The organism is Paraburkholderia agricolaris (genome assembly GCF_009455635.1).
In the GTDB taxonomy this organism is placed as follows: domain Bacteria; phylum Pseudomonadota; class Gammaproteobacteria; order Burkholderiales; family Burkholderiaceae; genus Paraburkholderia; species Paraburkholderia agricolaris.
The window spans coordinates 76,567-96,616 of the sequence record NZ_QPER01000001.1; the positions used below are offsets into that span (position 1 = coordinate 76,567).

Consider the following 20,050-nt stretch of genomic DNA (forward strand, 5'->3'; position numbering starts at 1 on the left):
ATTGAACGTGGCGTTTCTGATCAGTGTGCGCAGCGCTGTTCAGGAATTGAACAATTGAACAGCGCTGGGCACCTGCGGGGAAGATCGAAGCAACGGCGGGCAGCCTGGAATGCCCACGCGCGGGTGCGGGGAGATTACTTGCGCAACAGCCTCAGACCGTTCGCCACTACCAGCAGGCTCGCGCCCACATCCGCGAACACGGCCATCCACATCGTGCCCAGACCCATCATCGTCAGCACGAGAAACACGCTCTTGATACCCAGCGCCAGCGTAATGTTCTGCACCAGCACCGAATGCGTTGCCTTCGACAGACGGATGAACTGCGGAATCTTGCGCAGATCGTCGTCCATCAAGGCGACGTCGGCGGTTTCGATCGCGGTGTCGGTGCCCATTGCGCCCATTGCGAAACCAATATCGGCACGCGCGAGAGCGGGAGCGTCGTTGATGCCGTCGCCAACCATGCCGACCGTCGCGCCGTCTTTCGACCAGCCGTCCACGGCGTTCAGCTTGTCCTCGGGCAACTGATTGCCGCGCGCTTCGTCGATGCCGACTTGCTGCGCGATCGCGGCAGCCGTGTGCGGGTTGTCACCGGTGAGCATGGCGGCATGCACACCGAGGCGCTGCAATTCGGCAATGGCGGCGCGGCTCGTGTCCTTCACCGTGTCCGCGACGGCAAACAGCGCGAGCACGCGTTCAGAGTCCACTAGCATCACGACGGTTTTGCCTTGCCCTTCGAGCGTGTCCAGCCGCGCTTCGAGCGACGCCGAACAGCGCCCGAGTTCTTCGACCAGCCGATGATTGCCGAGCCAGTACGGCAAGCCATCGATTTCGCCTCGCACGCCGCGGCCTGCCAGTGCCTCGAAGGCATCGACCGTGGCACTGGTGACGCTGTCGTTTTTTGCCGCTGCGGCGATTGCCATCGACACCGGGTGATCCGAACGACCCGCCAGGCTGGCGGCGAGTGTCCGGCAACGCACGATCTCGACGTCGGCCAGGATCTCGAACTCGGTTTGCACGGGTTTGCCGTGCGTGAGCGTGCCGGTTTTGTCGAGCGCGAGCCGGCTCAGCTTGCGGCCCTGTTCAAGGTAGGCGCCGCCTTTGATCAGGATGCCCTTACGCGCGGCAGCCGCGAGGCCGCTGACGATCGTGACCGGTGTCGAGATCACCAGCGCGCACGGACAGGCGATCACCAGCATCACGAGTGCCTTGTAGACCCATTCGTGCCACTGTCCGCCGAACAGCAGCGGCGGCAACACTGCTACCGCGAGTGCGGCCGCGAATACGATCGGCGTATAGACGCGGGCGAACTGATCGACGAAACGCTGGGTCGGCGCCTTGGTGCCTTGCGCTTCCTCGACCGCGTGAATGATGCGTGCGAGCGTCGTGTTGCTGGCGGCGGCCGTGACGCGATAGTCGAACGAGCCGGCCTGGTTGATCGTGCCGGCGAACACCGCGTCGCCCACGGTCTTGTCGACCGGCAGGCTTTCGCCGGTGATCGGCGCCTGATCGATGCTCGAACGGCCCGCGACGATTTCACCATCGAGCGCAATCCGCTCACCCGGCTTCACGCGTACCACTGCGCCGAGCGCGATCGACTTGAGGTCCGCGAGCTGCCAGCTGCCGTCGGCCTGTTGCACGCTGGCCTGTTCCGGCGTGAGTTGCATCAGCCCCTGGATGGCGTTGCGGGCGCGGTCGAGCGATTTCGCTTCGATCAGTTCGGCAATCGTGAAGAGCACCATCACCATGGCGGCTTCCGGCCATTGCTGGAGGACCAGCGCGCCGGTCACCGCAATGCTCATCAACGCGTTGATGTTCAGGTTGCCGTTGCGGATCGCAACCCAGCCCTTTCTGTACGTTGTGAGGCCGCAGGCGGCGATTGCGAGGATCGCCAGACCCGCAGCCAGCCAGGTGGAGGCGCCAAGCCAGCTGGCCGCCTCTGAGCCTACCGCGGCGACGCCGGCGAGCGCCAGTGGCCACCACGGCTTGGCCGGCGCTTCAAGGGCGGCGGCTGCCGCGTCCAGGTTCGCGTCCGCCAGTTCAGGCGTGAAGTCGAGCGAACGGATCGCGGCGAGGATCGACTCGAGCGCGTCCGGCGCGTGGACGACGGTCAACACGCGCTGCATCAGGTTGAAGTCCATGCTGCGCACCTGCGGCATGCGGCTGAATTTCTTGCGGATTAGCGCTTCTTCGGTCGGGCAATCCATCTGCATGATGCGGATCGCGGTGCGCAAGTCGTTGCCGACGGCTTCCGATTGCGGCAGCTTGACCGGCGCGGCTGCGACATGCGTCGTTCCGCAACAGCCTGCTTCGGCGTGACGGTGGGCTTGGTGGGTGTGCGCATGGCCATGGTCGTGCGCTTTGTGGTCGTGGCCGTCGCTTCCGCCTTGGGCATGATCGTCATGCTGGTCATGGTCGTGCGTTTCGTGACCGTGGCTGCAGCTTTCGCCGTGCTCATGAGCGTGTACGTGGTCCGGCTCATGTGTCCCCGTTTTGTTGCCGTGAGCGCAGTTTTCACCATGCCCGTGGCTGTGAGCATCGTCATGCGCATGCTCGTGGGCATGCCCTTCGTGCCCGTGGGCACGGGCTTTGGCTTGTTCCGGGCGATCTGCTTCGGCGAGGTCGGCGTGTGGCATGGCTGGCTTCCTGGTTCGATTTGTGGTCTAGTAAACACCTTGAAGCCACTACAAGGTCAAGGCCGCAATCCGGGAGGGTCCATGAAAATCGGCGAACTGGCGAAAATCGCCCATTGCACGACCGAAACCATCCGTTTCTACGAAAAAGAGGGCCTGTTGCCCGAAGCGGAGCGCACCGAGGCCAATTACCGCAGCTATACGGCGAAGCACGTCGAACGCCTGCGCTTCATCCGCAATTGCCGCGCGCTCGACATGACCCACGACGAAATCCGTGCATTGCTGCGTCTGACGGACGCACCGGCGGATGGCTGCGGCAGCATCAATGCCTTGATCGACGAGCACATTGCGCACGTCGACACGCGTATCGAAGAACTGAAGCAACTGAAAGTGCAACTGACCACGCTGCGCGAGCAATGCCACGGCGAACAGGCTGTTGAAGACTGCGGCATCGTCCAGGGTCTCAACGAGATGGACGTGAGCGCAACGCGGGTGCGGCATACGCATCTGGGTTGAAGCGCTCGGCCTGTACTGACGGCGGCGCCGACCATGGCAGTGACGGCATTCACGGTTGGGCCATTGATCCGGCTCGCCCAATAAACAATCGAATCCTGTTGGAGAATCAACGTGTTTACCTGTAGAAACCAGCCCTGCGGCGAGCAGTGGGAAATGTCGGACGTCGTCATCAAGAATGAAGGACAGGGACTTCTGTTCCGTTGCCCGATGTGCGGCGCGCGCAATTACGTCGAACGTTTCGACGGGGAAGATGGCTCGGTGCTGTACGAGCAGATCGAAGGCCGGCCCGCCACCGGCCCGATGGCCGAATAGTCCCTGGCCTTCGGTCCCTTCAGCCTCTTCAGTCGATAGCGAGCCCTCACCCTATGAACACTCCCACTCAAGCCGGCGCGCCGTTTAGCCAGCTACCGCTACCGCCCGCGACGCTCGCCAATCTGACGCAGCTCGGCTACGTCGAGATGACGCCGATTCAGGCCGCAAGCCTGCCGATCGCGCTGGCCGGCAACGATCTGATCGCTCAGGCGAAAACCGGCAGCGGCAAGACCGCGGCGTTTTCGCTGGCGCTGCTCAACCGCCTCGACGTGCGCAATTTCGCCGTGCAAGCGATGGTGCTGTGCCCGACACGCGAACTCGCCGATCAGGTCACGCAGGAAATCCGCCGTTTGGCGCGCGCCGAGGAAAACATCAAGGTGCTGACGCTGTGCGGCGGTACGCCGATGCGTCCGCAAACCGCCAGCCTCGAACACGGTGCGCACATCGTGGTCGGCACGCCGGGCCGGATCATGGATCACCTGGAGCGTGGCAGCCTGCCGTTGCAATCGCTCAATACGCTGGTGCTGGACGAAGCGGACCGCATGCTCGACATGGGTTTCTTCGACGATATCGCGACCGTCGTGAAGCAATGCCCGAAAGAGCGGCAAACGCTGCTGTTTTCCGCCACCTACCCCGACGGCATCGTCAAGCTGAGCCAGCAATTCCTGCGTAATCCGAAGGAAGTGAAACTCGCCGAGCGGCACGACAACACCAAGATTCGTCAGCGCTTTTATGAAGTCACTGAAGATCAGCGTCTGCATGCGGTGGGTTTGTTGCTGAACCACTATCGTCCGGTGAGCACGCTGGCGTTCTGCAATACCAAGCAGCAGTGCCGCGATCTGCTCGACGTGCTGCGTGCGCAGGGTTTTCATGCGCTCGCGCTGCACGGCGAACTCGATCAGCGTGAACGCGATCAGGTGCTGATCCAGTTCGCAAACCGCAGTTGCTCAGTGCTGGTCGCCACCGACGTCGCCTCGCGCGGCCTCGACATTGCGGAGCTCGAAGCGGTGATCAACGTCGACGTGACGCCGGACCCGGAAGTCCATGTGCACCGCATTGGCCGCACGGGGCGCGCCGATCAGGAAGGCTGGGCGCTCAGTCTCGCCAGCATGAATGAGATGGGGCGCGTGGGCAGTCTCGAACAGGCGCAAAAGCGTGAAGTCGAGTGGCACAAGCTGGCCGATCTCAAGCCTGCGAGCAATGAACGCCTGCTGCCGCCGATGGAAACGCTGCAGATTCTCGGCGGCCGCAAGGAAAAGATCCGTCCCGGCGACGTGCTCGGCGCGCTAACCGGCGAAGCCGGCTTCGCCGGTTCGCAGATCGGCAAGATCAACGTGACCGAAATGTCGACCTATGTGGCCGTGGAGCGCAGCATCGCGCGCGACGCGCTGCGCAAGCTCAGCGCCGGCAAGGTGAAGGGCAAGAAGGTCAAAGTCCGCATGATGGACGACGCCTGAGCGTCGGTTAGTCAGCTAGCCGGCTGCGATCGCCCGGTCGCAGCCGTCCCCCTCGCATCACATTACGTCATACCTCGGCTGTTTTGCGCGCTCCCTGCGCGCTGCATTTTCTTCCGCTAAACCCCCGAATTCATTGCCTTAGGCCGCCCCAGCGCGGCATTGCGCGAGCCATGACGTAAACGCATGCCGCGCATGACAAAGTTTCGATTGTGACGGTTCTTTGGCTGATGCCTAATCCATCAAACCGGATTGAGAAAGGGAGAACGCATTATGCAGAGCGCCATGCAAGCCCGCTCGAAATTGCCTGACGTAGGCACAACGATTTTTACCGTGATTGGCCAACTGGCCGCACAGCACGATGCGCTGAACCTGTCGCAAGGCGCACCGAATTTCGCGCCCGACGCAAAATTGATCGAAGGTGTCGCGCAAGCCATGCGCGCCGGTCATAACCAGTACGCGCCGATGGCCGGCATCGCCGCGTTGCGCGAAGCGCTCGCTGACAAAGTCGAGACGCTGTACGGCGTGCGCTACGACCCGTCGAGCGAAGTCACCGTGATCGCCAGCGCCAGCGAGGGCCTGTATTCCACGATCAGCGCATTGGTGCATCCCGGCGACGAAGTGATTTACTTCGAACCCTCATTCGACAGCTACGGCCCGATCGTTCGCCTGCAAGGCGCGACGCCGATTGCGATCAAACTGTCGCTCACCGATTTTCGCGTGAACTGGGACGAGGTGGCCGCCGCGATCACGCCGAAAACGCGCATGATCATCATCAACACGCCGCACAACCCGACCGCGACCGTGTTCAGCGAAGCCGACATCGCGCGCCTGAAGGCGGTGACGCGCAATACCGATATCGTGATTCTTGCCGACGAGGTCTACGAACACGTGGTGTTCGACGGCGCCAAACATCAAAGCATGGCGTGCGATGCCGAACTCGCGGAGCGCAGCGTAATCGTGTCGTCGTTCGGCAAGTCGTATCACGTGACCGGCTGGCGCGTCGGCTATTGTCTTGCCCCGGCGGCACTCATGGATGAAATTCGCAAAGTCCATCAGTTCATGGTGTTTTCTGCCGATACACCGATGCAGTACGCGTTCGTCGATGCGCTGGCCAATCGCGAGAGCTATCTCGGCCTGTCCGCGTTCTATCAGAAGAAGCGCGATCTGCTCGCCCATGCGCTGCGTGAATCGCGCTTCGAGTTGTTGCCGAGTGAAGGCAGCTTCTTCATGCTGGCGCGTTTTCGCGGCTTCTCCGACGAAAGCGATAGCGATTTCGTGCTGCGCCTGATTCGCGACGCGCGGGTCGCGACGATTCCGCTGTCGGCGTTCTATACCGACGGCACGGATTCCGGCCTGATCCGCCTGAGCTTCTCGAAAGATGACGCGACCTTGATCGAAGGCGCGCGGCGCTTGTGTGAAATCTGATCTATCGAAGAAAAAGGGAGCTGTTATGAATGTGCTCAAACCTCTATTGGCGCTGGTCTGCGTATTGACCGCGAGCGCCGCATCGTCGGCTGCTTTCGCCGCGGACACATCGACGCTGCGTTTCGGGCTCGAAGCGCAGTATCCGCCGTTCGAATCGAAAGGGCCGAATGGTGGACTGCAAGGTCTCGACATCGACGTCGGCACTGCCGTGTGCGCCGCGGCGCATATGACGTGCAAATGGGTCGAAACCTCATTCGACGGTCTGATTCCCGCGCTGCAGGGACGCAAGTTCGACGCGATCAATTCGGCGATGAACGCCACCGAGCAGCGCCGCCAGGCGATCGATTTCACCACCGTCGTGTATCGCGTGCCGACGCAACTGATCGCGAAACGCGACAGCGGTTTGCTGCCGACGCCGGCGTCGTTGAAGGGCAAACGCGTCGGCGTGTTGCAGGCGTCGATCCAGGAAACCTTCGCGAAGACACATTGGGAGCCGGCCGGCGTCACCGTCGTGCCGTATCAGGATCAGAACCAGGTGTACACGGATCTCGTGGCGGGCCGGCTCGATGCAACGCTCGTTCTCGCGCCGGCTGGACAGACGGGTTTTCTGTCGAAGCCTAATGGCAAGGACTACGCATTTGTCGGTCAACCGGTGCGCGACGACAAGATCCTCGGCAGCGGTATTGCCTACGGGATTCGCAAGGGCGACACCGCGCTGCGCGAGCAACTGAACGCGGCGATTGCGAAAGTCCAGGCCGACGGTACGGTGAAGACGCTGGCAGCGAAATATCTCGGCAATATCGACGTGAGCGCGAAGTAACAGATTGACCGTGTTACTGACCGGGCGCGGCTGCCGCCGCGTCGCGATCGTGACGATCGACGCCGCGAAATTCATTCTCGGCGTCGATCATGCGGCGCTTGAGCATCGGCACATTGTTCACCACGCGCAAGGTGGTGCGCATCGCACTCAGCGCCATTCGTCCGACCACCGGCCGATGCAGCGCGCCACTCGCGTCGAACTGCTTGCGCGATTCCGCGACCGCGTGGAAGCCGTAGCGGCGCATCTCTTCTTCGTAACCCGCGACCGCGTCGTGCCCCGACAGCTTGCCCTGTTGCGCATCGGCCAGACGTGAGGCGAGCAGCGCGGCATCGCGCAGCGCGGTGTTCGCGCCCACGCCGCGGCCCGGCGTCATCAGATGTACCGCATCGCCCAGCACGGTGACATTGGTGGTCGGCCATGCGTCCACGGGAACCGAGGTGCGCACATCGACACTGAACGCGGTAGACGGATCCGATGCGCGAATCAGCGCGCGCAGATTGGGATGCCAGCCGTCGGTGATCTGCGTCGCGAGCGCGAGTAGCGCGGCTTGTCCGAGCGATTTGGGATCGGCCGGCAAGTTGTGCAATGCGCCCCAGACCCCCCACATCAGATAATCGCGCGTGTTGTCGTAGAGCAGTCCGGGCCAACGCGAAAGCAGTTCGGCGTCGTTGCTGCCGATGCCTTCCTTCATTCCGCTGCCGTCCGCGCGCCACGGAAATTCCATCACGTGCACGATGCCGCCGTAACCCTTCGGCGCGTTGATCAGCGTAATGCCGTCGAGAACCTTGGGCGGCAGCAGCGCGCGTGACGCTTCGTCCATCGGCACCTTGGCGCCAACGCTGACGATGCCGGTGTTCTCCAGCCGCGCGTGCGGCAGTAACTGGCGGCGCACCTTCGAGCGCGCGCCGTCCGCGCCGATCAGCAGGTCTGCCGTGACGTGGGTGCCGTCCGCGAAATGCGCGGTCACGCTGCCGTCGGCATGCTGTTCGTACGACGTGAAAGTCTTGTCGAAATGCACGTGCGCTTCGAGGCCCGTGAGCAGCACTTGCCGGAGTGTCATCCGGCTGACCGATTTGCCGCCGCTCATCGACTCGTCTTCGAGCGGCACCGTGAGCAGTTCGGTCATTCGCTCGGTCAGGATGTTGAAGTGGCCGGGCGTGCGCGCGCAAGTCGCGAGGAAGGTCGCGTAAAGTTCCGGCGGCAGGCAGGCTTCCAGCGACGCCAGTCCGTGCGGATTGATGCCGACCCGATAGCCCTGCAAACCGTCCGCGCGAGTGCGATCGCGTTCGTAGACATTCACATTGATACCAGCGCGCTTCAATCCGTGTGCCAGACAGAGACCGCCCGTGCCGGCCCCGATCACGATCACTTCCATGGGTTCGCGACTCATGACTTCGTCCCCTTCTTTGCGGCAGGTTGGATCGGCCGGTACCTGGTTTCGCCGGCCGGCAGTATGAAACGTTGAGCGATCTCTTCAAGCCATTCCGGACTCCAGGTCAACGTGCCGGCTTTCAGATCGGCCACTACGCTGCGAACCCAGTCCAGTTCGACCACCAGTTGTGCGCGCATCAGTTCGCCTTCGAGCAGAAAAAGCCGCGGTACTTGTATCTCGGTGGACTGGCGCGTGGTCTCGTCGAAGCGGATCAATTCCCGTTCGAGAGCGCCGATGCGGGTAACGAGTTGACGGCACACGTCGTCGGGCGAGAGCAGCGGCAGGAAGGAGAGCGCGGCCGGAAAGGCCGGGAAATCCCGGGCCGGTTGCGCGAGCTGTTCGCGCAGCCACAGACGGCCGGTGTCGCGGCCGGCTTCGGCAATTTCATAGACGGTGCGCTCCGGGAACGCGCCGTCGCGTTCCGTTTCGCGGATGGCGATCAGATCGCCGCGCAACAGGCGATCGATCGTCTGGTACAGGCTGTTGCGCTGACCGACGTTGATGACTTCGTCCTTGCCGCGTGCCTTGATGAGCTGCTGCATCCGGTACGGATGCATCGGCGCTTCAGTCAGCATGGCGAGGACGGCGAGGGCAAGCGGAGAGTGACGGACCATTGGCGGAGTCGGCATAAACTAGTCTTTGTGTGTCTAGTCATAATATAACTATGTTATTGAGATTGGCAAGCGTGGAATGCCGAAATTTCTGTGCCCGCGGCGGATTGCACCGTTACGATGTGGTTCGCGCTAACGTGCTTAGGCACGGGCCGAAGACTGTGATGGAACAAAGCGCATGACCGAGGAGCAGGCGATGAGCGGGACGAACGACTGGAGTGAGTCAGCGGTGGCGGCTGCGGCGCCGAAGTTCTGGCGCGATGAAGCGTTGCCGTTCATCGAGGCGCGTTCCATCGAAGATGGCCGCGAGGTCTGCTATGCCAAACACTCGCACGAGACGTTCTCGATAGGCGCGGTGACCGGCGGCCATAGCGTGTATGTGAATCGCCACGCGAGTGAATGGATCGGCGCCGGCGCGGTGGTGATGATGAATCCGGACGACGTGCACGCGTGTAACCCGGTTGCCGACGAGCGCTGGTCGTATCGGATGCTGCACGTCGAAGTCGATTGGCTCACGGGGCTGCAACACGACCTGGGTTTCAGCGACAACCACGCGTTTCGCGCTTTCTCGCAGACCATGACGACGGACCCGGCGTTGTTCGATGGTTTGAACCGTCTATACGCGATCCTCGTGGACGACGATAGCGAACTCATGCGCAAGGAAAGCGCCGCCGTTACCTTCTTCTCCGAAGTGCAACAGAAGTTGAATCCGGCACCCTTGCCGGATGACGACGCGAGCGGTCAACTCGCGCGAGCTGCGGAATTCATCGCCGAAAACTGTACCCGTCCGCTGAAGCTGGAGGACGTTTGCAAGGCGGCCGGGCTTTCCGCCTCGCATCTGATCCGCGCGTTCAAACAGCGCTATGGCATGACGCCGCATGCGTATCTGATCAACCGGCGCATCCAGTTCAGCCGCGCGCAGTTGCGGCGTGGCTATCCGATAGCGGACGTGGCGCTCGATGCGGGCTTTGCCGATCAGGCGCATCTGCAGCGGACCTTCAAGCGGCTGGTTGCTGCCACGCCGGGGCAGTATCGCAGTTGAATGGCGGAGGTGTGACCCGTGTCACGCGATCAGCAGATACAGCGCGCTAGCCGCGAGCAGCGCTGCCATCGCGCGATTGAATAGCCTCACGCGCTTCGGCTCCTGCAAGTATCGACGCAGGAAGGTGCCGGCATACGCCCAACTGGCAATCGACAGATAGCAAACCACGAAGTACACGACTGTGAATTGCCAGACGAGCCGGCCGTCGCCATCTGCCGCGTAGGCGCCCATGCCGGCTAATGACGCGAGCCAGGCTTTCGGATTGAGCCACTGCATTGCGGCGCCGTAGGCGAAGGATGGTCCTCGAGTGGGCTTGTCTGCGCCGAGCTTGCCATCATCGACGGCGAGTTTGTAGGCCATGTAAAGCAGAAAGCCAATCCCGGCCCATTTGACGACGTCGATCAGATTGGGGAAATACGCGAGCAACTCATGCAGCCCCAGGCCGATGAGCAACAGCAGCAACGTGAACCCGACGGTTGCGCCGGTCACATGCCGCATGCTTGCGTTGAAGCCATGTTGCGCGCCGGCGCTGAGCGCAACGACGTTGACCGGACCGGGAGAAATCGACGAGGCCAGCGCGAACGCGGCCATGGAGAGTAAGACGGTCATCTGATGCCTCGATACGTGAGTGCGCGGGATTTGCGACGCTCAACGGTATCGGGCAGTGGGCAGAGGTGTATTGAAGGAAATTGCTTTCAGTGAAGTTCCGCCGCGGCGCCGCAGCATTTTTTGAATTTCTTGCCGCTGCCGCAAGGACATGGATCGTTGCGGCGAGCTTCCGTTCATGGACAGCCTGGCGGTGGGGGAGCCAGAAGCGATAGATCGCGGCGATGCTAGCGGGAATCTGTTTGGTGAGGGCTTCGCGCTGTTCGGCCGTGGCGATCAACTGCAACTCTTCAGGCGTCAGCCCGTCTGAACCCATCAGGTGTAGCGGATTCAGCCATGTCTGGCCCTGCTCGCTATCGAACAGCGCTTGCCAATCTGCCCGAACCAGCGCGAGGCCCTGCATGAAGCCGAAAGCCCACGCTTCGCCGTCGATGTATTCGCGTTCGCTGTCGTCGACGCGGCTGAAGCCGAACACCGGTTCGAATTCATCGGGGTTATCTTCCAGACTAATGACGATGCCGTTCATGTTCCGCAAGATCAATCCGAGAATGTGCTGCGCCTGATCCATTGTTTCGAATGCAGGAGCGTCATCCTCACTCGGCCCCCAGACTCCCGGCAGCCAGTAGCTGGGCGGTACGGTAGTCGGCCCGATGGCCATCGCGGTCAGGTATCCGTCGAGCCCCTCGATCGTTAGCGTTTCTTCCGACGTCAGATCGGAAACCAGAAATTCATCGAGTTCGTCGAATTCTTTTTCAGAAAGCGGAATGCCCAGATCGCCCGGGCTCAACTTAGACTTGGACATAGCGATGAGGCTCCGCAACTACGAATCGTGGGTCCCGATGGCATGTCGGGGGAATGAGGAGGCGGCATTTTTATACCGCGCCTGCTTTGCAACGAAGCTTATTTTACGGTAGTGAATGCTTGCCGGCTGAGATGTATTCCAGGCGTGTCTGAGAATTGGACTTGCCTTGTGTTCTTTATCCACGCTCTCATGAAAGGAGTGCCATGAGTAGAAGGCCCGCGGGTGAGCTTCGGGATAGTCAAACCGCCGTTCAGATATTCAATGTCAGGACGGAATGGTCCTCTGCGATATCACTGATGTTAGCGACGTATCAAAATCCAATATACGGAAAAGTCAGGGTAGCGGTACACGACGTTCGCCGGGCGTTAGCATTGATGGCGTTGGTTTCCATGTTGCTTTTCGGCTTGACAGAAATGGCGAGCGGTAAAAATCCCTCCGACTCTTTCGTGATTCGTAGTGGACCAGGTACGATCAACCCCGCTCCGCCGATGCTAATCAGCGTCGAGGGCGGCAAGATCTCGTACTACGCGCGCGGACGCGACGTTAGCGTCTTACCCGCAACCACATACACGGGCATCGGCAAATACGTACTGGCTGTCGACAAGGCAACCGGGCAACAGATCGACACGTTGAAGGAGGCTTTGAGCAGCCGCGTCTTTGCTCCCGTGCACGGCATGACTGGCCGTCCCGTGCTGGCCTTTTCGTTCGACAAGGACGGGCGACACTATGAGGGCGAATACGACTATAAGGTCGGCGAAGCGTTCAACACCCGGCTCGATCCGTTCTTTGAGGTTGCCGGCAAGGCCTTGAAAAACGGCCAACCGGAGATCAATCTCCATCCACTCTTCACCGCGCATTCGGGCGGCGACGGCTTCGTTCTCGAACTGACGTTCGGCAATGACGGGCAGAAGGACATCAGCATCGCGGGACCTGACACGTGGTCGCCTGACCTCGCGCGTCCCGACCTGCTGAACGTGCGAATCGGCGCGATCAATAGCGCCGGCACTGACTTCGACGTTCGACTTGTCAGCAAGTATCTGAATGAAGCTTCGCGACGCTATGCCAAAGAGATCACGGTGAAGCCCGGCGCGCCGGTCACCTTGGTATTCCGGGTTCCGTACTCCGCCGTTACTTTCAGCAACGCCTCTGCTTCGCGTCGAGTCACGCCAGGAAAGTACCGGTTCATCGGTGAGATGACAGTCGACGTTCTCGCGCCGGGTGAGATGCAAGGAAAGATCTACACCCCAATGAACGACGTGCAGTCGATTGAGCTACAGGCGCAGTGATATCTCGTGGCGAACCGTCCCATACCAGCGATTCCGATGCGTCGTGATGACGCTGCTGGTCAACAACAAGATTCAGGATTGGCTGGAGTGGACGGACTGAGGAACGCAAAGAATCGAGAACTCAAGCATCAGACTCTGGAGATAGAAATGCAGCAACCGAACGTGGCAACGAAAGGTTAATGATGGAGTACACCGGCCTCATCAATAAGTACAAAATCAATCGCCCGCTTACGGACGAAGAACGTCAGAACCGTCTCGATCCCGCGAAGCGCCTGGACGTTTCCCCAAATTATTTCAGCTCCACTATCAGGGTGAATAGCCGGTACCTGGAGGTTGCGGATAAGTATTACGGCTGGAAAGGCGCGCTGACATGCGTGATGGGAATCCTGACCGTGATCTGCCTGTTCATAGCGGGAGTCGGCGCGGACATTTTCTTTGTCGATGGATTGCTGGGTAATCCAGACGAACGGTCTGGAAATCTTGTCTTCGGCGCGATTCCGTTGCTGCTAGGGATCTGTCTGGTTGCGGTTCTGCTCTGGCTTATTTGCAGGGAGTGTTTCCGGTATACGCACTACCCGATTCGTCTCGACCGGGAGCGTAGGGTAGTGCATGTGTTCCGGTTAGATGGGACCGTGCTGTCCGTTCCATGGGATAAGGTTTTTTTCGCCCTGGGCCGGGGTAATCGACCGTTTGGCATTCAAACATGGGATGTACGCGGACATGTCCTTGCCGATGATGGCGTGACCGTGGTCGAGACATTCTGTTTTGCGCTGGCGTGGCCGGTAAAAGAAGAGCTTTACCGGTATTGGGAATACGTCCGGCGATATATGGAGGACGGTGCGGCGGCGATCATACCGTGCACGCCGGCGTATCTGCCCATTTCCGATCGGCGCGAGACATGGCGGTTTGGTTTGTTGCGACTCGCCCTGAATTTGCCCGGTCAAACTTTTGCGCAACTGCTGTTGTCGCCGGCCCTTCTGCTGTTTTCCTTTGCGCGATGGTTTGCGATGCGCAGTTGCAGAATTCCGGTCTGGCCACAAAACATAGAGGAAATGTGCGCAGTCGATCCTGGCGATCCTTGTGCAAAGGATGCTCGTTCGAATCCTCCGAACCTCTGGAAAACGATGTAACACGACCGTCATCACGCGATGCGCGTGACCAGTTGGATCGGGGAAAAAGTGCGCGTATCAACGGTTTAAAGAAATACCGCATGGCGCGCGCAGCAGCGTTTTCTTTTGTCCTGTGGTTTAGAGCTTGCGGCTGAAAGGCCAGCGGGCGTTGGCGAGGCGGAGGCCGGGAATGGATCTGAGAAACGCATAAAAGCCGCAAAGCTTTCGCTAGCGATCATGAACGGAGCCGGTTTCGTGGACAGTACCTGACGACCCATAACCTCGCTCACGGCGCTATCGCCCCTTCGCTTTGTGAGTCCTTCGCCGTGTACGGGCGATTGTCGTAGATCACTTCGTGCGCATCGATCGACGTCGTTTCGCTCATTCGGTCGACCGTCTTGGTGAGCAAGCCAGATCCATCGAAACGCTCATGTCTTCGGCGAACAAGGAGAAGATCAACCGCGCCATGAAGTGGTTCATATTGTGATGGCAGTCTTCCGAGGCTCAGTCCGGTTTTTCCGCCATCTGTTTCAGGTACAAGTTGGTCAGGCGGCCGGTGGCCTGAATGTCGATCGTACTGTCCTTGATTTCTTTGATGGGGAAATATTGGCTAAGGGCAGGAAGACGACGAAATGACCCGTGAACCTTGGAAGATTTCTCAAGGGACATGCGGGCGGGACTTAAAGTATGAGCCAGCAACCTGAAGGCTGGACGGGCTTCATGTACGCCGGGCCGTGCAGTGTTGGGAGCGTTGATCCGCATGGAAGCATGCGGACCTAAAATACCTACATGGCATCTACACGAAATCCTGAAAGCAAAAAGCCCAGTCACGAGGACTGGGCTAAGTGCCTGAATTTCTTGGTGGGGCGTGAGTGACTCGAACACTCGACCTACGGATTAAGAGTCCGCTGCTCTACCAACTGAGCTAACGCCCCCAACAGAAGCGAAATTATGCCGAAACTTTCCGAGATTGCCAAGCCCCTTTAGCAGATTTCTTAAAAAATCTGGAGTCGGGCTCCCGGTGCCCGCAGCTCGCTGCCGTCAGGCACCGGAAAGGCGCATGGATCACCGTCCCGGTATCATGTCGCGGACACCTGCCGCGCGAAGCCTCGCGCGGCGTTCGACCGGGGACCGCCATGGATGACAAAGAAATTAACGAGCTGCTCGACCGCATCCTCGCGCCCTGGGTCCGTGCGCTCACGCTGACCCCGGTAAAGGTCGACGAAGAAAGCGCGACCTTGCGCCTGCCGTTTTCCGGCGGCTTGCGTCATTCGGGCGGTGTGATCTGCGGGCAAGTCTTCATGGCGGCTGCCGATACGGCAATGATCGTCGCCATCTCGGCCGCGCTCGGCGGCTTCAAGCCGATGAGCACGGTGTCGCTCAACATCAGTTTCATGCGTGCGGTCCGCAACGGCGACGTCCTGATTACCGCGCGCGTGTTGCGCATGGGCCGCAATCTCGTGTTCGGTGAAGTCGAGTTATTCGACGAAGCCGGCAACATGGCCGTCCACGCCACCACCACTTACGCGCTGCTCGACTGAGGCCCAAAACGGGCTCGCAAGCTGTATTAGAGGAAAAAGCCAAGATGTTCGATCAGGTCGTATTCGCTGGCGGCGGCAATCGCTGCTGGTGGCAGGCGGGGTTCTGGGACGTGGTGCAGCCGAAGCTAGCGATCCGCCCGCGCGTCATCGCCGGCATTTCGGCCGGCGCGGCTACCGCGTGCATGCTCTATACGCGCGATTCCGACTGGGTTATGCGCTATTACGAAGAGGCGTTACGCCACAACACCCGCAACGCGTACTGGGGCAATCTGCTGCGCGGCCAATCGGTTTTTCCGCATTACCGGATCTACCGGCAGGCGCTACTCGACATCTACAGCGACAAATTCTCCACGCTTGCCGACGCTCCCGAAATCCGCATCGGCGTGTCGCACCTGCCTCGCTGGCTCGGCGCACGAAGCGCGGTCGCCGCGGGCCTGATTGCGTACAACATCGAGAAATACGTGCGGAAAACGCTGCATCCGACGCTGGGTCAGACGCTCGGCTTTCATCCGGAATTCGTGCGCGCGCAGGATTGCGCGACAGTCGAGGATCTCGCCGATCTGATTCTGCAATCCTCGAGTACGCCACCGTTCACGCCGGTTTTGCGACGCAATGGCCGGCCGGTGCTGGATGGCGGAATGGTCGACAACGTGCCGGTCGGCGCGCTCGACGCGGAAGCGCCCGGCAACGTACTGGTCATGGTCACGCGTCTTTACCCGCGGCCACAGATGTTCGTCGTGTCGCACGGCGTGCAGCAACGGTTGTACGTGCAGCCGTCGCGCAAGGTACCGATTTCGAGTTGGGATTACACGAGCCCGTCGCAGATGGTGCACGCGTACAACCTCGGCCGAACCGATGGCGAGACCTTTCTGGCACGCATGCCCGATCTGCTGGAAGCCGGCGCGCACGAAGCGCGCTGAGCTGAGAGGAGTTGAGTTGAGCTGAGTTGAGCAAGGGCGCCGCGGCGCTGAAAATTACCGCCGACGCCCGCCCTGCAAGGCTTCCGGATTCGCGACGCTGGACGTATCGCCGGCATCGAAAGCCAGAATGTTCTGGAATGCCGCGGTGAAATACAACTCGTAGCTCTCGCGTTCCACGTACCCAATGTGCGGTGTGCAGATCACATTTTCCATGCGCAGCAGGCTGTAGCCCTGCAGAATCGGCTCGCTTTCGTAGACATCGATCGCCACCATCCCCGGACGGTTGTGCGACAGCGCGTTCACCAGCGCGTTTTCGTCGAGTAGTTCGGCCCGGCTGGTGTTCACGAGCAATGCGGTCGGCTTCATCCGCATCAGATCTTCCTGCTTGACGATGCCGCGGGTGTCGTCGTGCAGACGCAGGTGCAGCGACAACACGTCGCTCTGCTCGAACAGCGCCTCGCGGCTCTCGGCCACGTTATATCCGTCCGCGCGCGCCGCTTCGCGCGAATGCTCGCGACCCCAGATCAGCACGTTCATACCGAATGCCTTGCCGTACCCGGCAAGCAGGCGGCCGATCTTGCCGTAACCCCAAATTCCCAGCGTCTGGCCCCGCAACACCTGGCCCAAACCGAAGTTCGGCGGCAGCGCCGACGTCTTCAAACCAGACTGCTGCCAGGCCCCTTGCTTAAGGTTTGCTACGTATTGCGGAATCCGTCGCTGAGCCGCCATGATGAGTGCCCAGGTCAACTCGGCCGGCGCGATCGGCGAGCCGCTGCCTTCCAGCACGGCGATGCCGCGCTCGGTACAGGCCGCCAGATCGATATGGCTGGAGACTTTGCCAGTCTGACTGATCATGCGCAAACGCGGCAACTTGTCGAGTAGTTGCGAGCTGATGCGTGTGCGTTCGCGAATCAGGACAAGGGCGTCGACTTCGGAAAGACGGCTCGCCAGTTGGCCCAGACCGCGGACCGTGTTGTTGAAAACCTTGACCTCATGGTCGGCCAGCAGTTGAAAGCAGTCGAGCTTGCGGACGGCGTCCTGGTAATCGTCGAGGATGGCAATCTTCATGGTATGTGTCTTGCGGCGCACCATAGCGGTGCGGAACGGAGTGTTATGCTGACTGTCCCACCATGTGACCCAGGTCACATGCCGGTCTGGCTGAATGCCTTACTGTAGAAGCTGCCGCAAAGAACGGTAGCGCCACGGCAAGGCCGATTGACATCGTTTTTAACAGTTTGTTGCGTGTTGAGGCAAGCCGCTTTACAGACGGTTGCAGACAAACCGTCGGCAAGACGGTGGATCGGCGCCTCCGCGCAACAGGTTGTGTGGCCCACGATGACCTGCACAATAACGCGTCGGTTTGTAGAAATGTCGGCGCGGTGAATTGAACGCCTCTCGCATGCAGCGTCTCTGGGCTTGTACCGTTTTTCTATTGCTTTCAAAACGGAGACAAGTCGATGAATCATCCCTCATTCGAAGGACAGCCCAACGTCGAGGTGTCCGCAGCGGCGCCCACGTGGGTCAAACACCGAAAACTGATCGAATGGGTCCAGCGCGTTGCCGCCCTGACCAGGCCCGATCGGATCGTCTGGTGCGATGGTTCACAGGAAGAATACGACCGCCTCTGTGCCCAGATGGTCGAAGCCGGCACCCTCAAGAAGCTTAATCCCGCCAAACGTCCCAACTCCTATCTGGCATGGTCCGATCCGTCGGACGTGGCGCGCGTCGAAAACCGCACGTTTATCTGCTCGAAACGCCGGGAAGATGCCGGGCCAACCAATAACTGGATCGAACCCGCGGAGATGCGCTCGACGCTCGACGGCCTCTTCGAGGGCGCCATGCGCGGCCGGACCATGTACGTGGTGCCGTTTTCGATGGGGCCGCTCGGTTCGCCGATTGCGCACATCGGCATCGAGTTGAGCGACAGCCCGTACGTGGCGACCAACATGCGCATCATGACCCGCATGGGGCGCAAAGTGTACGACGTGCTGGGCGAGGACGGCGAATTCGTGCCGTGCGTGCATTCGGTCGGCGCACCGCTCGCGGCGGGCGAAAAAGACGTGTCGTGGCCGTGCAACGACACCAAATACATCGTCCATTTCCCTGAGTCGCGCGAAATCTGGAGCTACGGCTCGGGCTACGGCGGCAATGCGCTGCTCGGCAAGAAGTGCTTCGCGCTGCGCATCGCATCCACCATGGGCCGCGCCGAAGGTTGGCTCGCCGAACACATGCTGATTCTCGGCGTGACGTCGCCGGAAGGGCGCAAACATCACGTCGCGGCGGCGTTTCCGTCGGCTTGCGGCAAGACCAACTTCGCGATGCTGATCCCGCCGGAAGGCCTGAACGGCTGGAAAATCTCCACGATCGGCGACGATATCGCGTGGATCAAGCCAGGTAAGGACGGTCGTTTGTACGCGATCAATCCGGAGGCGGGCTATTTCGGCGTCGCCCCGGGCACGAGCGAGAAAACAAACTTCAACGCGATGGCCACGCTGAAGGAAAACGTCATCTTCACGAACGTCGCGCTGACGGACGACGGCGACGTGTGGTGGGAAGGCATGACCGATGAGCCGCCCGCGCACCTGATCGACTGGCAGGGCAAGGACTGGACGCCGGCCAGCGCGAAGGAAAGCGGGCGCAAGGCCGCCCACCCGAATGCGCGCTTCACGGCGCCGGCCTCGCAGTGTCCGTCGATCGATGCCGACTGGGAGAACCCGGCGGGTGTCGCGATCGACGCGTTCATCTTCGGCGGCCGTCGCTCGACCACCGTGCCGCTCGTCACCGAAGCGCGCAACTGGGTCGAAGGCGTCTACATGGCGGCGACCATGGGCTCGGAAACCACCGCGGCGGCGGCGGGGCAGCAAGGCGTGGTGCGCCGCGACCCGTTCGCGATGCTGCCGTTCTGTGGTTACAACATGAGCGAGTACTTCGGACACTGGCTGAAAACCGGCGAGCGTCTCGAGCAACTGAACGCCAGGCTGCCGAAAATCTTCTGCGTCAACTGGTTCCGCAAGGGTCCTGACGGCAAGTTCGTCTGGCCGGGCTTCGGCGAGAACATGCGGGTGTTGAGCTGGATGGTCGGACGTATCGAAGGCAACGCGCAAGGCGAAGAACACGCGTTCGGCGTGTCGCCGCACTATGAAGACATCGACTGGAGCGGCCTGGATTTCAGCCGCGAGCAATTCCAGCAGGTGATCTCGGTCGACGACGCGGCTTGGCGCGACGAACTCGAACTGCATGCCGAACTGTTTGACACGTTGCAGCAAGGTCTGCCGCCGGCTTTGACCGAGGCAAAACGTGCGCTTGAAGGAAAACTTGCGGCTTGAATATGTGAGTATTCACTTCGCATAAGAACCGCCTTCGGGCGGTTTTTCTTTGCCGTATCGCTCCTGCATCTCGATTTTTTCTGATTTCACGATGCCGGGGTGACCTTTGCATCTGTTCGAACAAAAAAGACAGTGCAAGCTGCGGTGCAGCAGATTGTTTCCATTGTCGGAACAATCGCGACTCATGCCCCACACTGGGGAGCACAGTGGCACAA

At 60.7% G+C, this 20,050-nt stretch carries 17 protein-coding genes, 1 tRNA gene and 2 pseudogenes; 11 read left to right on the forward strand and 9 right to left on the reverse strand.

All coding sequences use genetic code 11. From position 1 onward, the window contains the following. Nucleotides 1–134 precede the first annotated feature (134 nt). Nucleotides 135–2,633, reverse strand: a complete 2,499-nt coding sequence (locus tag GH665_RS00300) for a heavy metal translocating P-type ATPase (RefSeq protein WP_425496025.1) — start codon at nt 2,631–2,633, stop codon at nt 135–137. A gap of 81 nt (nt 2,634–2,714) precedes the next feature. Here GH665_RS00300 and cadR point away from each other — a divergent pair, with 81 nt between their 5' ends. The 5 genes from cadR to GH665_RS00325 all read left to right on the forward strand — a co-directional run bounded on the left by cadR (nt 2,715) and on the right by GH665_RS00325 (nt 7,160). After that, nucleotides 2,715–3,146 carry a Cd(II)/Pb(II)-responsive transcriptional regulator gene (gene cadR, locus GH665_RS00305; RefSeq protein ID WP_028197689.1) on the forward strand — a complete coding sequence of 144 codons (432 nt, stop codon included), beginning with the start codon at nt 2,715–2,717 and terminating at the stop codon, nt 3,144–3,146. 111 nt (nt 3,147–3,257) lie between these two features. Beyond that, nucleotides 3,258–3,458: a hypothetical protein gene (locus GH665_RS00310; RefSeq protein ID WP_028197690.1), complete on the forward strand. Its 201-nt coding sequence runs from the start codon at nt 3,258–3,260 to the stop codon at nt 3,456–3,458. A gap of 53 nt (nt 3,459–3,511) precedes the next feature. Continuing rightward, complete coding sequence (gene dbpA / locus GH665_RS00315; RefSeq protein ID WP_028197691.1) at nt 3,512–4,915, forward strand: ATP-dependent RNA helicase DbpA; 1,404 nt, start codon at nt 3,512–3,514, stop codon at nt 4,913–4,915. A 270-nt stretch (nt 4,916–5,185) separates the two neighbouring features. Then, nucleotides 5,186–6,340 carry a pyridoxal phosphate-dependent aminotransferase gene (locus GH665_RS00320; RefSeq protein WP_153134201.1) on the forward strand — a complete coding sequence of 385 codons (1,155 nt, stop codon included), beginning with the start codon at nt 5,186–5,188 and terminating at the stop codon, nt 6,338–6,340. Between the two features lie 25 nt (nt 6,341–6,365). After that, entirely contained in the window at nt 6,366–7,160 is a 795-nt protein-coding gene (locus tag GH665_RS00325; RefSeq protein WP_153134202.1) for an ABC transporter substrate-binding protein, read from the forward strand. Nucleotides 7,161–7,173: 13 nt separating this feature from the next. On the opposite strand, the gene GH665_RS00330 is transcribed toward GH665_RS00325, so the two are convergent. Both GH665_RS00330 and GH665_RS00335 read right to left on the reverse strand, forming a co-directional pair. Further along, complete coding sequence (locus GH665_RS00330; RefSeq protein WP_153134203.1) at nt 7,174–8,550, reverse strand: FAD-dependent oxidoreductase; 1,377 nt, start codon at nt 8,548–8,550, stop codon at nt 7,174–7,176. After that, nucleotides 8,547–9,206 carry a PadR family transcriptional regulator gene (locus tag GH665_RS00335; protein ID WP_153138146.1) on the reverse strand — a complete coding sequence of 220 codons (660 nt, stop codon included), beginning with the start codon at nt 9,204–9,206 and terminating at the stop codon, nt 8,547–8,549. Before GH665_RS00335 ends, GH665_RS00330 begins: the two co-directional genes overlap by 4 nt. Nucleotides 9,207–9,399: 193 nt before the next feature. Here GH665_RS00335 and GH665_RS00340 point away from each other — a divergent pair, with 193 nt between their 5' ends. After that, complete coding sequence (locus GH665_RS00340; protein ID WP_425496042.1) at nt 9,400–10,245, forward strand: helix-turn-helix transcriptional regulator; 846 nt, start codon at nt 9,400–9,402, stop codon at nt 10,243–10,245. 21 nt (nt 10,246–10,266) lie between these two features. On the opposite strand, the gene GH665_RS00345 is transcribed toward GH665_RS00340, so the two are convergent. Next, nucleotides 10,267–10,854, reverse strand: a complete 588-nt coding sequence (locus tag GH665_RS00345; RefSeq protein ID WP_153134205.1) for a LysE family translocator — start codon at nt 10,852–10,854, stop codon at nt 10,267–10,269. 256 nt (nt 10,855–11,110) lie between these two features. After that, a pseudogene (locus tag GH665_RS00350) lies at nt 11,111–11,653 on the reverse strand (UPF0149 family protein); the annotation flags it as partial. Between the two features lie 203 nt (nt 11,654–11,856). Here GH665_RS00350 and GH665_RS00355 point away from each other — a divergent pair. Together GH665_RS00355 and GH665_RS00360 are read left to right on the forward strand one after the other, a co-directional pair. Further along, nucleotides 11,857–12,939 (forward strand): hypothetical protein, encoded by a 1,083-nt coding sequence (locus tag GH665_RS00355; RefSeq protein ID WP_153134206.1) that lies wholly within the window; start codon nt 11,857–11,859, stop codon nt 12,937–12,939. 179 nt (nt 12,940–13,118) lie between these two features. Beyond that, nucleotides 13,119–14,069, forward strand: a complete 951-nt coding sequence (locus GH665_RS00360) for a DUF6708 domain-containing protein (RefSeq protein ID WP_153134207.1) — start codon at nt 13,119–13,121, stop codon at nt 14,067–14,069. A 360-nt stretch (nt 14,070–14,429) separates the two neighbouring features. Here GH665_RS00360 and GH665_RS39605 read toward each other — a convergent pair. From GH665_RS39605 to GH665_RS00370, 3 genes and pseudogenes are all read right to left on the reverse strand, one after another. After that, nucleotides 14,430–14,531 (reverse strand): annotated as a pseudogene (locus GH665_RS39605) (hypothetical protein); the annotation flags it as partial. A gap of 21 nt (nt 14,532–14,552) precedes the next feature. After that, nucleotides 14,553–14,810 (reverse strand): hypothetical protein, encoded by a 258-nt coding sequence (locus GH665_RS00365; RefSeq protein ID WP_153134208.1) that lies wholly within the window; start codon nt 14,808–14,810, stop codon nt 14,553–14,555. 97 nt (nt 14,811–14,907) lie between these two features. Beyond that, nucleotides 14,908–14,983, reverse strand: a tRNA-Lys gene (locus GH665_RS00370). Nucleotides 14,984–15,184: 201 nt separating this feature from the next. On the opposite strand from GH665_RS00370, the gene GH665_RS00375 reads away from it, so the two are divergent. Continuing rightward, nucleotides 15,185–15,589 (forward strand): PaaI family thioesterase, encoded by a 405-nt coding sequence (locus GH665_RS00375; RefSeq protein WP_028197697.1) that lies wholly within the window; start codon nt 15,185–15,187, stop codon nt 15,587–15,589. 44 nt (nt 15,590–15,633) lie between these two features. Continuing rightward, the gene (locus GH665_RS00380) at nt 15,634–16,509 is read left to right on the forward strand and encodes a patatin-like phospholipase family protein (protein WP_153134209.1); all 876 of its coding nucleotides are present in this window, start codon (nt 15,634–15,636) and stop codon (nt 16,507–16,509) included. Between the two features lie 54 nt (nt 16,510–16,563). Here GH665_RS00380 and GH665_RS00385 read toward each other — a convergent pair whose 3' ends face one another. Then, the gene (locus GH665_RS00385; RefSeq protein ID WP_153134210.1) at nt 16,564–17,577 is read right to left on the reverse strand and encodes a D-2-hydroxyacid dehydrogenase family protein; all 1,014 of its coding nucleotides are present in this window, start codon (nt 17,575–17,577) and stop codon (nt 16,564–16,566) included. A 389-nt stretch (nt 17,578–17,966) separates the two neighbouring features. Here GH665_RS00385 and GH665_RS00390 point away from each other — a divergent pair, with 389 nt between their 5' ends. Further along, nucleotides 17,967–19,835: a phosphoenolpyruvate carboxykinase (GTP) gene (locus GH665_RS00390; protein ID WP_153134211.1), complete on the forward strand. Its 1,869-nt coding sequence runs from the start codon at nt 17,967–17,969 to the stop codon at nt 19,833–19,835. Nucleotides 19,836–20,050: the final 215 nt, after the last annotated feature.